Genomic DNA, 13621 nt, shown 5'->3' with positions numbered 1-13621 from the left:
AATAATTAGTATTAGGAAACTTATATGTTTACATGGATTACCACTCCCTTCAGGTTGGGTTGTTATCTATTAATCTATTAGGAATAAGTAGGTATTAAGGCAGAAACACGTGAAGATTCAATATGGAGGTTGTTCAAAAAGATCATGATAATTTGAATGTAGCTTTTATTATTGAAGGTTTTCATATAAACATTAGTTTGATGGGAGATTGACGGAGGACAGAAACACCAAAATTCGAAAGTGTAATTTTTAAATTGTCATTATTTTGATTTTGGTACATCCTATTAGATAGAATAATATCACATTACAACTCAGATAAATTTAGTCCCTTCAAAAGCTTTTCTACAATTTTGTGACATTAGTAAGTCATTAAGGTCTGACCAAAAATGACCATTTTAGCGGTGTTTTTTACTAAAGCTTTGTTAAAGTTTGATGTTGATTTACTGTGTTTGAAAAATAAACGGAAAAATTCCGGCTAAATTGAAAATACCCATATTTCCTTAAAAATAAGGGGAGTTTTTCCGTTTATATGATCCAAATCTTTAGATTTTGTCTTATTTAGAGCAGTTAACCGGAATATCTCCGCTTATATCTGCTTCTTAAGCTTCCTCTATATACATTAACCGGAAATTCTCCGCCTATGAATTCTCATACCTTTCACGAAAATCAACAAGCCTTTACTAAAGCAAAAAATTGGCGGGAATGAGTTCGGTATAATACCGCCTTCACACCAGCCAATTTAGGACTCTCCTACTGTTCCCCCATGCAGACAAGATACTTTGACTCAAAGTTATCAAGCAATGCACGCACTTCATCTGTTGACTCTGTGTTCATCAGTTGATTTCTTAATTCACCCGCCCCTCGAAATCCTTTGACATATATCTTAAAAAAGCGATGAAGAGTCTTAAACGAACGGAGCGTTACTTTTGAATATTTATCGTGGAGATCCAGATGCAGCCTTAAGAGATCAAGCAATTCCTTACTGCTATGATCTTTCGGTTCTTTTTCAAAGGCAAATGGATTATGGAAAATACCACGCCCAATCATTACCCCATCAACACCATATTGGCGGGCGAGCTTCAAGCCAGTTTGACGGTCAGGAATATCCCCATTGATTGTCAAAAGTGTATCTGGTGCCACCTGGTCACGAAGTTTCTTAATCTCCGGAATCAGTTCCCAATGAGCAGCTACTTTGCTCATTTCATTCCTTGTACGCAGATGGATGGAAAGATTTACAATGTCTTGTTTCAATATGTGTGTCAGCCAATCCTGCCATTCGTCTACCTCTGTGAAACCAAGCCTTGTCTTTACACTTACGGGTAATCCTCCTGCTTTTGCTGCTTGTATTAAATCTGCCGCAACTTCTGGACGAAGGATTAAGCCGCTTCCCTTCCCATTCTGTGTCACATTAGGTACAGGACAGCCCATGTTGATATCTATACCCCGGAAGCCTAGTTCCGCCATACCTGTACTCATTTGCCGAAAGTATTCAGGCTTATCCCCCCATATATGCGCTACAATTGGCTGTTCATCCTCTGTAAAAGTCAAACGCCCGCGGACACTTTGGATTCCCTCTGGGTGACAATAACTATCCGAGTTTGTAAACTCTGTAAAAAACACATCAGGTTTGGCTGCTTCACTCACGACATGGCGAAAAACAACATCCGTCACATCTTCCATTGGTGCCAGTATAAAAAACGGTCGTGGTAAATCACGCCAAAAATTATCTATCATGTTCAAATTCAATCCTCTCAAATTAGTTACCAGGCTAAACCATTATCCCAAAATTAAAAAGCAACATGGTCCCTGCATACGGATTGGAAAATTATTTTCACGAAATCGGGTTTGTATCATATATGTTACACGGTATTAACAAAGGTTAAACAGGAAAAACACCAAAGACCCCGAAATCGCAAAAAGTACTTTTTAACGAAATCGGGGTCGAACTATTAACTTGCAAGAGACCAGTTCCTGGATGGTGCCTGGTCACCCGATCCGTTGAAATAACCCATACTTAACCTTAAACCTCTCAATAATTTTCATCCAGCTGCTGCTAAACACCCATAAGAAAAAGACGTTACAGACGGCGTGTGCGAGGTCAAAGTAAAAGCTTGAGCTGTAATAGAGCAAAATCGCTGGCCAGTTTAGGTCTTGCATGACGCCGACAACGAACCAGAGATTCATAATCCAGCCAAAGGCAATGCCGACGATGAAGCCGTAAATACATCGGCCAATCTTACTTTGCATGATCCACGTTTTGCTAAGGAAACCGGCCGTTAAGCCAATCATACCCCAGGCGTACATTTGCCATGGAGTCCATGGGCCGTGACCGAGAAAGAGGTTGGAGACGATCGCTGCCAAAGCCCCAATCACGAATCCGCTTTGCGGTCCTAATACAATCGCGGAAATTATAATGACAAAAGTGGTCGGTTGCACGCTTGGAATCGAGGCAAATGGTACCCGGCTGACGGCGGCAATTGCCGCTAAAATCGCGACCACGACTAACTCCCTACTCAATACTTTTTTCTGTGAAAAACTAATCATAAAAGGAAAAAAAGAGGCAGCCATAATGAGCAGGCTTAAGGCAAGAAAGTGTTGAGTGTTAAATAATGGAAAGCCGACGAGCAGAACAAAAATAACGATCGCGATTCCAATTAAGATAGGTTTTGAACGCGCCATATCCGTCTCGCCTCCTCAAAGGTCACAACGGGGTAAGCATTGCTGTTACGAGTAGCACGGTTCAACACCGTCGTATAGTACGTATTTTCATGGAAGAAGTCCCTTGTGTTTTCCGTTACCGTAATTTGCCCTTGGAACAGCATACTGCATCTAGTCGCATAGGTGGCCGCAAACTCAATATCATGCGTGACCATCACAACGGTCAGACCTTCCTCTACTAAAGTGGAGACAAAATCCCCAAATGCAATCTTCGACTCAGGGTCCATTCCTTTTGTAGGTTCATCAATCAGCAATATCGTAGGTTCGACAAGCAAGCTGCCGATTAAAGCGGCTTTCTGAAGTTCTCCCCCACTTAGGTCATACGGATGGCGATTGAGTAAGTGACTGATCTGAAATTTTTCCAATAGCTCTTGGATCCGCGCTTCCGAAGAGCCGATTCCATACTGCATCGCTAAGGAATCAAACTCCTTTTTAATTGTATCATGGATGAAAAAGAGCTTCGGGTTTTGCGGTAGGTAGCTTACTTTTTGCAGGTCCCACTTTTTCACCTTTTTCCCGTTGAATTTCATCGTTCCATGCTGGGCTTTTAAAATACCGCCAATCACCTTTAAAAGCGTAGATTTTCCTGTGCCGTTTGCACCGACAACCGCCAGCCATTCGCCGTCATATATGGTTAAATCTAAATTGTACAATACAGGCGGCGTATGTTTTGCATATTGGTAATCGACTTCTTGTAATTCAAGGATTGGCTGTTTGGCTGTCTCCTTTACCGTAGAAGGTTCTTCCCATTCAACCTTAAGTCCTTGCAGCCACTGTCTAGTTTCTTTTACATTAAGCGGAATATCTTCTGCCTTACCATCTGGCTGAAAATCTAAATACAATAACGCAGAGCCCGGTAAAAAGTTCCGCATTGTTTCATGAATTCCTAGCTCACGAACCATTTCCCTCGGGGGCATGTCATGCAGCAGTTTGCCATTTTCGAGCAAGATGACTCGGCTCGCAACGGGAAATAGTTCCTCTAACCGATGCTCGACAATAACAATGGTAAGGCCAAATTCATCGTTCAACCGTTGGAGCATATGAATGAATTCTTTCGCAGCAATCGGGTCGAGCTGAGCAGTCGGCTCATCTAGCAACAAAACAGTCGGCTCGAGCAGCAACACCGCAGCTAAGTTGATTATCTGCTTTTGGCCTCCAGACAGTTCGTCCGTTTTTTTATTCAGCAAATGGTTTAAACCGAAGAAATTTACCATTTCCGCTATCTTTTTGCGCATTTGTTCTGTCGTAAACCCCAGGTTTTCCATTCCGAAAATAAGTTCTTCCATCACATTGTCCATCGCGATTTGGTTTTCCGGATCCTGAAAGACCATACCGATTTCTTTCGCTCTTACAATTGGGTCCAGTTCCTCCAGTGGTTTTCCTTGAAAGGAGAGGGAACCTTCTTTTTTCCCATGGGGAGCAATTTCCGGTTTAAACAAGCGAAGCAGGGTAGATTTGCCGCTTCCGGACGGTCCACAGAGGACAACGAATTCTCCCTGCTGCACTTCGATGTTAATCTCTTTTAATGCGTTTGTCGTTGCGTTAGGATAAGCGAAACTTAAGCTTTGCGTCGCAAGTATTTCCACTTAACCATCTCCTTTCCTTCCGTCCAAATCGGAAAACCAATGAATATAAGAAACAGGAAGAAATACAGCCATTCCCGCCCCTGCAGCCAAACGGTTTCAAGGATGGGCAGCAGTGTTAACACCCCATCCCCAAGCCACCAGCCAAACAAGACAAGGGAACCTGCCAACACAAGAAAAACTAACGCAACCCAGTCTCTTTTTTTCATATAAAAGGGTTGGTATTTACTCCGCCTCCCAAGACCGTACCCCCTTGCAGTCATCGAATCGGCAGTTTGAATTGACTCCTCTAATGACCAGGTAAGAAGGGTTTGCAGGAGCAGCATTCCGTTTTCGGCGCGCTTTTTGAGCGAACCGCTTGTTACCGACAATCCCTTTACCCTCTGCACATCGCCAATTTCAATAAGCCGTTTCCTTAAGAGCGGGACAAATCGCATCGACAGCATAATCAGCAGCGCCCATTGAGGAAGAATTTTTGAAAACAGAAAGACGAATTTATCAGGTGTGATGACCATATTAAAGGTCAAAAATAAGGTTAGGATGCACACAAGCGTTAAGGCAATTATCACTCCTTGCCATACTGCCTCTAACACCACTTGCTTTTCAAAAAGATAAAAAAGAATGTAATTGCCGCGCTGATTAAAGAACGGTGTTAAAATAAGCGAGAGCACCCCCATCACGATTATCATCGTCCGCCATTTTTTTAGCTCCTGACCCCCATCAAGCAAAAAATGAATGAAAAGAATCAAAAGTACCGCCACACCTAAAAACACCGGGTGCTGGTAAAGCATAATTCCCGCTAGTGCAATGATGTAATAAAGTAAAAGAATCATAGGATGAAACGATTGAAATCCTCGTACCATATACTTCAACTCAATCCTCTAGTTGTCTATTTCGTATAGTCCTTCGTATACCGCAGCAGAATCGCTTGCCCTGGCTGTACCCCGTACACCCCAGCGCTTCTGTCTAGGGCTTTTCCATCGACGAATATTTCCCAGCCACTAAGCGGGCCGTGGTCAAATTCATATAAATTATCAATCCCTTGTATATAAGCTGTTGCCCCCGAACCAGTGACACTTATTTGAATACCCCGTTCCTTGACAGTCCTTTGGGTAACAGAAAGGACCGTGTCTCCACCATGCATTTCCACCGTCGTAACAGGTACAATGGTTCCTTTTACCTCAGGAGCAGTAATTGTAATCGTGACCGTTTGTTTCGGTTTTGTTGGTTCCGGTGCAGGTTGGGCCGGTTCTGGAGCAGGCTTCGGTTGGGCTGGCGATTCTTGTTGTTTTGCTTCATCTACTGATAGTTTTGACGGTTCCTGTTGCGAACTAGCAGTACTTGGTTTGGTTTGAGATGGTGTGGCCACTTTTGAATCGGCGGGTTTGGCAATCTCTTTTGTTTCCTTCTGAGCAACAGCTGCTTCCTTATTCGAATCCACTGTGTTTTCAGAGACGGCTTCCTTTTCAGCCGATGACTCCTCCTCCCCATCTACATCTGCCGTCTCATCCGTCTTATCCTCACTCACAGCATCCTCTTTCGCCAGCTTCTCAGACTGTTTGACATCGTCTCCCGCCTTTGGTGCGACAACCTCATCTTTTTCACAGCCAATGACTAAAAAGAAAAATATCAGCATTATCGTCGGTAGTATCCATCGCTTCATACTTTGACCCTCCCTACTCATTACAATGAATGAGGGTAATCCAGCAATGAAGCTGAATTACCCTAATTTTACTTATGATACTTTTTTACGATTTAAATAGAAAAGAATCAACCCCACAAGTAATAAACCAAGTCCGAAAACCATTAAGTTGGCTGTATTGGTTGCCGTATTCGGCAGTTTTTTCCCTTTGGCAGAATCGGATGGCACTCCTGTATCATCCGTAGATTCTACAGTTTGTCCATTTTTATCTGGAGTTGGCTCCACTGGCTGGTTTGGTTCTACCGGCTGGTTTGGCTTCACTGGTTGTCCTCCTGGATTATTAACCAGCTCATACTGGTAAACTAATTCGCCATTATTTACAAAGCTTTGATACGCTGTTAGCGCCAATAATGCTTGTTGTGTGGCCATTTCACTCGATTCACCAGCTTGTAAATGACTAAAGCCGCCATCATTTTGTTTAAATTTCAGCAAATGCTGCACAAGATTTCCGCCAGCTTTGGTGAAATTCTCTCCTGTAGGATCAACACCAACAGAAGCAAGACCTACGATCGCTTGGGAAATTGATTCACTGGCATCTCCACCATTCGAATCTATGTTATATCCGCCTGTCTCTCCTTGTGCATTTGATAAGTAGGTCACCGCTCTGTCGATTGCCGCTTGGACATCCGCTTGCTCACGGTAGGGCGCTAACGCTGTCAAGACCATTCCGGTAATGTCTGGACTCGGAATCGAACCGATGAAGCTCCAGCCTCCCCCTGCTTGCTCACGTGATAGAATCGCACTTACTTGCTGTTCTCTAAAGCCTGCGGGTGTATCATACTGTCCGCTATCAACAGCGAGTAAAGCGTAGATATTCATATTAATCGATGAATTTTGTAAACTAGCATGATTGACCAATGATTCTACTAGATTATACCCCTCAATCGATGTCGCATCTGTACCCGCAGCTGACAATCCAATAATGATTTTTTCTAAATCAAACACATTGCGGAAGTTTCCGTCTACTTCCTTCACTTTTTCCTTCACACCCGTTACATACGAAGCTGGGATTGCCCTATTTGTATTGGCTAATCCCCATACCCACCATTCGTTTCCGTAGGAGAATGTGATATTTTTTGTATCAATGTAGGACAAGATATCACTAATGTTATCTTCGATGGCTTCATTTGTAATCGGGTTCCTATCATTTGGAGCAGTTGGGTCTTCTGGCTTATTTGGTTCAGCAGGCTGTTCTGGTTCACTTGGCTCAGCCGGCTCATCCGTAGGTGGTACATAGGTTTGAACAGTTAACTGAACATGGTCGTTTGGCTGAACAGTATGAGCGACAATACTAGTAGTTAAAGCATTATCATTCACTCCCACACTCCACCAATCAGCATTAGGGACTAACTCTGTATTTCCGACATTATTGATATAAGTAAAATAAGTATCATCAACTGTCGCTTGCACGGAAATTCCATGTTGTGCGGACGCCTGGATTAAGGCATCATAGGCACTGGCACCCTTTATTAAGGTAACATCTGTTTCCGGAATCACTTCTTCCCCATTTTTACCAACCGCAGATACTTTTGTGGTTACAGTTGGATTTGGCCATTCTGTGATTGCAAATAGCAGGTGCTCGCCATTAGCTACTTGATGAGACGAAATACCAGTTGAAGCAGATACTCCATTAATATTAAAAGACCAATAAGCGGTTCCTGATGGAGATATTCCTCCAATACTATTAATAAATACACCATACTCACCGTGGGTTGTATCAATTTCTTTTTCCGTTTTCTCTCCGGCTTCTAGCAAGACATCATAAGCCGTTTCTCCTTCTTCAAAACTAACAGCGGTTAAAGGTAAAACAACTTCACCTTTTTCATTAATGGCTTTAATTGTTACCGCCTTATCTAGTGTCGCGGCATGGGCGTATGGTTGGATAAATGCTAGATTACTAAGGATAAGTAAAAATACAGCAAATAAGGCAGCCCAACGCTTTGTGAACACAATATTGTTCATACAAACTCTCCCCTTATATATTTTTTTACAAAAAAAAACACCCCTATTTGCTAGAGCTGTGTACATATGTATGATCCTGCTTTTATTATGTATAAATACATGAAGTCAGAAACGTTCGTACACTCCCTATCCGCGTAGGTCGAATGACATCAAAAATAGGCAGGTCTCCTGGCTCATGATCAACACTTTCTATCCCCTTCCCATCCTTTAGACAGTGGCAATTGATAGAAAGCTCCCATACACAGTGGCGGGACCGCGCCGGATTTTCACCGGCTTCCCTTTTTGAATTTACATTTGGTAGAGTAGTAAATTCAACCTATTCTTTCCGTATTCAATTATCTTTAGAATAGATAAAGTGAAGAACATTGTCAATATAAGCCGAATGGACGGAAGGCGCCATTTGCCTCATTTCACTGTCCTCGTCTCATCAGCATTCTTTTCCAAAGTTATCAAGCAACGCACGGACTTCATCTGTTGATTTCGTGTTCATCAATTGATTTCTTAAGTCAGCCGCTCCAGGGAATCCTTTAACATAAATTTTGAAAAAGCGATGCAGCCCTGTGATTGAACGTGGCACTAGTTCTGCATATTGATCTTGAAGATCAAGCTGGAGTCTTAAAAGGTCAAGGTATTCTTTACTGCTATGCTCTTTTGGCTCTTTTTCAAATGCAAAAGGATTTTTAAAAATACCTCGCCCGATCATAACGCCATCAATACCATATTGTTCAGCAAGCTGCAACCCAGTTTGACGGTCAGGAATGTCTCCATTGATTGTCAAAAGTGTATCTGGTGCCACCTGGTCACGAAGTTTCTTAATCTCCGGAATCAGTTCCCAATGAGCAGCTACTTTGCTCATTTCATTCCTTGTACGCAGATGGATGGAAAGATTTACAATGTCTTGTTTCAATATGTGTGTCAGCCAGTCCTGCCATTCGTCTACCTCTGTGAAACCAAGCCTTGTCTTCACACTTACGGGCAATCCTCCTGCTTTTGCTGCTTGTATTAAATCTGCCGCAACATCTGGACGAAGGATTAAGCCGCTTCCCTTCCCATTCTGTGTCACATTAGGTACAGGACAGCCCATATTGATATCTATACCCCGAAAGCCTAATTCCGCCATACCAATACTCATTTGCCGAAAGTATTCAGGCTTATCCCCCCATATATGCGCTACAATTGGCTGTTCATCCTCTGTAAAAGTCAAACGCCCGCGGACACTTTGGATCCCCTCTGGGTGACAATAACTATCAGAGTTTGTAAACTCTGTAAAAAACACATCAGGTCTGGCTGCTTCACTCACGACATGACGAAAAACAACATCCGTTACATCTTCCATCGGTGCCAGTATAAAAAAAGGTCGTGGTAAATCACGCCAAAAATTATCTATCATGTTAAATTTCAAATCCTCTCGTATTGGTTAGAAGGCCAACTCCTTATCCCAAAATTAAAAAGCAGAATGTCCCTGCTTCTTATACACTTATACCATGTTTAAGCACTTTTTATCAAACTGATTGGATATAACTTCACAATCTCTGTACAACGAAAATATCTCCTGCTAAAAACTACCCCATCAACTAGTATTCCACTGTTCGAGTTAATAGTAAGTTTTGCTTAAAAAAGACTGAAAAGAAAATTGGAAGAGCACTGGACTGACATGGGTTTAGGAGGAAAAAGACCCCGAAATCGCAAGGTGTTTTTTGCGAATTCAGGGTCAGTTTATTTTGGGGTTACACGTATAACAATTAGTGATAGGCGGGAAAATGTGTCAGTCCCTTTTCATTCTAATTATCTTTGGGCTAACTTCTAAATACGCATTAATGCGCCATTAGGTTTTGGTAACTCTTGATCCGTTATCTGATTCATTTTACAAAAATGCTCAAAAAATTGTTGTGCCAGCTCTCGTTCCTTTGGATCACTTTTCAACGAAACGATATCAAGCAAAATTTGAGCCAACCATGAATTTTCAAAATAACGGTATTTACCTGTATTCCATGTGATTTTTTGGGGGGATTTTTCATTTACATAATATTCCCAGAAAAGCATCTGATCCGATTCCTGTTCTGTGAGTTGGAGTCTGTATTTTGAATGAGCAGGAATATTCCCATCTTCACAAAGCTTACCGATAAAATCCTCATTCACCATATAGACACCTAAGATACGTCTGTCTTTTTCAGGCATGCTGGAATCTATTGCTGTTAACAGGACAGCGCTATTTTGGTGCAAGCGGATGGGTTTGTTTGGCTTCCCCTTGTTGTTACCACTTTTTATTACGCCTGAAAAAACCTTCCACTCTGAAAAAGAACTATTCTGTTCTTCTGTGTCACACCAAAAAACCATTTGTGATTCGGTATGAAGTTTATGATTTTTCATAAGTTTTTCATGTTCCAAGCGAAGTTCCTGGTTTTTTCGTTGTAGTTGTTTTTCCTCTTCCTTCTTCCATTCTTCCTTCTTTTGTTCCATTTCCTTTTTTTGTATAATTTTTTCAAGTGAATTAGCATCACTTTTATCATGCAGTTTTAGGTGCTTTCCAAATACATCAGGGAAAACAAACTTTTTACTTTCCGATGCGAAATGTATTTCAATACTAGAATCATTATGTTTAACTATACTCCCCATGCCAAAACGCTCGTGTGTAACTTTCTTATTGATTAGATTCAATATTCTAGGCCTCCTTGTAGAATAAAAACTCGGTTACTGTTAGATAGTAAATTGATAATTTTATTCAACTAACTTACCTTTAAAGCTCACACAATTGTTTGAATTCTCTTCGGTAAAAAAAATGGATATTAAAAAAACGTATCCATAATTCTATCTGCAAAAAAATACAGCAGAATACGGAATACGATTAAAACAATTGTAAGACTTATTATAACATTTTTTATAAAATATTACAAATTTCTTGTTGACAACATATTTTACTGTAATGTAAAATTGAATTTTATTCTCTGTACTTACTTGAAACAGTTATGAAATATAGGCGCTGTGACTTCATTGACTTTCCGTGTCGATCTTAGTTAAAAATTCCTTATCAACCCAAAGGAAACCGTACTTCAACTTCAAGTTATTTTAACAACGTTGTCTGGAGGAATTCTTTTGTACGCTGCTCTTTCGGATGATTAAAGAATTCATTTGGCCGATTCCTTTCGATAATTCTCCCATCGTCCATGAGGACAATCCAATCAGCAACCTCACGAGCGAAGCCCATTTCATGGGTAACCACTACCATCGTCATTCCTTCATCGGCTAACGCCTTCATGGTTAGCAATACCTCACCAACAAGCTGCGGATCAAGGGCAGATGTCGGTTCATCAAAAAGCATGATATCCGGCTTCATGGCCAGTGACCTGGCGATTGCCACACGCTGCTTTTGACCGCCTGACAATTTGCTAGGATAAACATTCGCCTTATCAAGAAGACCAACCTTTTGGAGCAACTCCTTTGCTTCGGCAATGACCTGGTCTTTTGGGATTTTCTTTACCATGGTTGGTGCTTCAATAACATTTTCAAGGACGGTTTTATGTGGGAATAGATTAAAGTGCTGGAAAACCATCCCCACCGTTTGCCGGACATTGTTAATATCGTGGGTTTCCGGGCTAATCTCTTCCCCTCTGATTGAAATTCTCCCACTTTCCCTTTTTTCTAAAAAGTTAAGGCAGCGCAGCAGCGTACTTTTACCAGAGCCGGATGCTCCGACCAAGCAGACAACTTCACTTTCATACACCGACATATTAATATCTTTTAATACATGTAAACTCCCATAAGATTTATGTAATTTTTCTATTTTTATCATTTCTCGTACATTCACTTTATCGTCCTCCTATCGGTCACTAATTGCCAATCTCTTTTCGAACAAGCTCACCAGCATGGTTAATACGGCAACAAGTACTAGATAATAAACGGCTACTATTAATAAGTAGGTCATTTCATCGAAATTATTGGAACCCAGCGTCGTCGCAACATTGAACAGTTCATTCATGGAAATAAAGGCTGCCAGAGATGAATCCTTAAGTCCAATAATAAATTGGTTTCCAAGGGGAGGCAGTGCCCTCTTGAAGGCCTGTGGAAGAATGATACGGCGCATTGCTAGTATCCTTGTCATGCCGAGAGAGCGTGCCGCTTCCATTTGCCCTTTATCAATGGACTGAATCGTCCCCCGGAAAATTTCTGCAATATAGGCACCGTTATGGAAGGCGAGTGCAAGAGCCGCTGCCCAAAAGTCAGGAATGAGGAAAATTCCGCTGAAGCCAAAATACAGAATGAAAATCTGGACAATGAGTGGAGTTCCCCTTACAAGGAATACATACGCATTTGATATATAGCCCAATATTTTAATCCTTGAAATTTTTAAAAGAGCAAAAAATAATCCGAATAAAATCCCAATTAAAATGGAGACAACCGTAAGTTTTAATGTCAACAGCGCTGCATCTATGAAAAGGTTTTTGCTGCTGATAAACGTATGTAAAAAGTGCGAAAAACTAGGCAAAATAACTACATCCTTTCTTTCTATTGATCAATCTATTATTCTGGTTTTTTCGTAATATCCTCACCAAAATACTCTTGACTGATTCGGGATAGTGTTCCATCATTCCGAAGTCTTTGAAGTGCGTCATTAACTCTCTTGAGCAGGATTGGATTATCCTTCGGAATAACAATTGCCTGCTCGCTTCGCTCGATTAACTGCTGACCCTGAATTTTAAATCCTTCCTTTTTTGCACTTTTACCAGTGACAAAATCGGTAATAACAGCGTCATGCCGGCCAATACTTAGCGCTTTTAATGCCGTAATATCACTGTCGTACATTTTAATATTGCTGGTATACTTTTTGGCTGTATCCGCATAGGTAGATCCCTTTGCTACGGCAACTTCTTTTCCTTTTAAGTCATCTACTGTTTTAATCTTGCTGTCAGGTCTAGTGAAGATCTGTGGACCTGAGTAATAGTAGGGTGTGGAAAAAGTAACGTGTTTGGCGCGTTGGGGGTTAATGGTATGGCTGGCGACGGCTGCGTCTGCCCGTCCCGTTTTAATGCCCTCGATGAGTCCTTTAAATTTCATCCTCTTCTGGACTGGTTCAAGACCCAGTTCTTTTCCGACTGCGTTTCCTACTTCAATATCGAAACCAGTCATCGATAAATCATCATTGCTAACATAGCTAAAGGGCTTAAATTCTCCTGAAGCCGCAAAAATAAATTTCTCCTTATCTATCAGCTTTGTTCCATCTGGCAGCTGATCCTTTTGGATACATCCAGTCAGCATCCCCATCAGAAACAAGCACGATAGAATCATTATGTATCGCTTTTCCATGCTTGATTTTCTCCTCTCTCGTTCAAGCTATATCGTTACTATCACAGTATTTATGAAAAGGACTGCTTTTCTGCTTTTTAAGCACAAGAAGCAGTCCCCTTGTTTCATTCACGAAGCTCGAAAGTTCTGCAAGCTGTTTCTTCCACAGAATCAGCCTGTCTGCTGCCGTGTGGACCTATGACATAAATAGAGTCAGCCACACATTGGTCGCCATCTGCCCAATACTTGCAGTTTTTAACATTACATTTCACATCCAAGTTCATTTTGTGCCACCCCCTCAAAAGGTTTTCTTATTTAATACCCCCTTCAAAGTTGGTTAAAACATGATTTTTCGACCAATGCCTGTCACTGCCAA

At 41.4% G+C, this 13621-nt stretch carries 12 protein-coding genes and 1 riboswitch; all 12 genes read right to left on the bottom strand.

Features of this window, described 5'->3' with window-relative positions:
- Positions 1-750: 750 nt before the first annotated feature.
- Positions 751-1734 (bottom strand): tRNA dihydrouridine synthase, encoded by a 984-nt coding sequence (locus QFZ28_RS26850; RefSeq protein WP_307197773.1) that lies wholly within the window; start codon positions 1732-1734, stop codon positions 751-753.
- A 252-nt stretch (positions 1735-1986) separates the two neighbouring features.
- Positions 1987-2679 (bottom strand): ECF transporter S component, encoded by a 693-nt coding sequence (locus QFZ28_RS26845; protein WP_307197680.1) that lies wholly within the window; start codon positions 2677-2679, stop codon positions 1987-1989.
- Positions 2655-4304 carry an ABC transporter ATP-binding protein gene (locus QFZ28_RS26840; RefSeq protein ID WP_307197679.1) on the bottom strand — a complete coding sequence of 550 codons (1650 nt, stop codon included), beginning with the start codon at positions 4302-4304 and terminating at the stop codon, positions 2655-2657. The genes QFZ28_RS26845 and QFZ28_RS26840 overlap by 25 nt, the downstream gene beginning before the upstream one ends.
- Positions 4277-5134, bottom strand: coding sequence for an energy-coupling factor transporter transmembrane component T (locus QFZ28_RS26835; protein WP_307197678.1), 858 nt, complete (start codon positions 5132-5134; stop codon positions 4277-4279). Before QFZ28_RS26835 ends, QFZ28_RS26840 begins: the two co-directional genes overlap by 28 nt.
- A gap of 56 nt (positions 5135-5190) precedes the next feature.
- Complete coding sequence (locus QFZ28_RS26830; protein ID WP_307197677.1) at positions 5191-5964, bottom strand: DUF4430 domain-containing protein; 774 nt, start codon at positions 5962-5964, stop codon at positions 5191-5193.
- Between the two features lie 72 nt (positions 5965-6036).
- Entirely contained in the window at positions 6037-7965 is a 1929-nt protein-coding gene (locus tag QFZ28_RS26825; protein WP_307197676.1) for a DUF4430 domain-containing protein, read from the bottom strand.
- 141 nt (positions 7966-8106) lie between these two features.
- Positions 8107-8300: riboswitch (cobalamin riboswitch) on the bottom strand.
- Positions 8301-8392: 92 nt separating this feature from the next.
- On the bottom strand, positions 8393-9355 hold the full coding sequence (locus tag QFZ28_RS26820) for a tRNA dihydrouridine synthase (RefSeq protein WP_307197675.1): 963 nt from the start codon (positions 9353-9355) through the stop codon (positions 8393-8395).
- A 413-nt stretch (positions 9356-9768) separates the two neighbouring features.
- The gene (locus tag QFZ28_RS26815; RefSeq protein WP_307197674.1) at positions 9769-10623 is read right to left on the bottom strand and encodes a malate synthase; all 855 of its coding nucleotides are present in this window, start codon (positions 10621-10623) and stop codon (positions 9769-9771) included.
- Positions 10624-11026: 403 nt separating this feature from the next.
- A complete protein-coding gene (locus tag QFZ28_RS26810) occupies positions 11027-11755 on the bottom strand; it encodes an amino acid ABC transporter ATP-binding protein (RefSeq protein WP_373428171.1) in 729 nt (242 codons plus the stop codon).
- Between the two features lie 27 nt (positions 11756-11782).
- Positions 11783-12448 (bottom strand): amino acid ABC transporter permease, encoded by a 666-nt coding sequence (locus QFZ28_RS26805; protein WP_307197672.1) that lies wholly within the window; start codon positions 12446-12448, stop codon positions 11783-11785.
- A 35-nt stretch (positions 12449-12483) separates the two neighbouring features.
- Positions 12484-13266 carry a transporter substrate-binding domain-containing protein gene (locus QFZ28_RS26800; protein ID WP_307197671.1) on the bottom strand — a complete coding sequence of 261 codons (783 nt, stop codon included), beginning with the start codon at positions 13264-13266 and terminating at the stop codon, positions 12484-12486.
- A gap of 104 nt (positions 13267-13370) precedes the next feature.
- On the bottom strand, positions 13371-13529 hold the full coding sequence (locus QFZ28_RS26795) for a DUF1540 domain-containing protein (protein ID WP_307197670.1): 159 nt from the start codon (positions 13527-13529) through the stop codon (positions 13371-13373).
- Positions 13530-13621 lie beyond the last annotated feature (92 nt).

Source organism: Neobacillus niacini (assembly GCF_030817695.1).
GTDB lineage: Bacteria > Bacillota > Bacilli > Bacillales > Cytobacillaceae > Neobacillus > Neobacillus niacini_F.
The sequence above is the reverse complement of the archived record's forward strand: the minus strand, read 5'-3'. Positions and strand labels throughout refer to the sequence as shown.

Coding starts and splice junctions, on each gene's coding strand:
- QFZ28_RS26850 (WP_307197773.1), bottom strand. CDS start 1,734: ATGATAGATAATTTTTGGCGTGATTTACCACGACCGTTTTTTATACTG.
- QFZ28_RS26845 (WP_307197680.1), bottom strand. CDS start 2,679: ATGGCGCGTTCAAAACCTATCTTAATTGGAATCGCGATCGTTATTTTT.
- QFZ28_RS26835 (WP_307197678.1), bottom strand. CDS start 5,134: ATGATTCTTTTACTTTATTACATCATTGCACTAGCGGGAATTATGCTT.
- QFZ28_RS26830 (WP_307197677.1), bottom strand. CDS start 5,964: ATGAAGCGATGGATACTACCGACGATAATGCTGATATTTTTCTTTTTA.
- QFZ28_RS26825 (WP_307197676.1), bottom strand. CDS start 7,965: ATGAACAATATTGTGTTCACAAAGCGTTGGGCTGCCTTATTTGCTGTA.
- QFZ28_RS26820 (WP_307197675.1), bottom strand. CDS start 9,355: ATGATAGATAATTTTTGGCGTGATTTACCACGACCTTTTTTTATACTG.
- QFZ28_RS26810 (WP_373428171.1), bottom strand. CDS start 11,755: ATGATAAAAATAGAAAAATTACATAAATCTTATGGGAGTTTACATGTA.
- QFZ28_RS26800 (WP_307197671.1), bottom strand. CDS start 13,266: ATGGAAAAGCGATACATAATGATTCTATCGTGCTTGTTTCTGATGGGG.
- QFZ28_RS26795 (WP_307197670.1), bottom strand. CDS start 13,529: ATGAACTTGGATGTGAAATGTAATGTTAAAAACTGCAAGTATTGGGCA.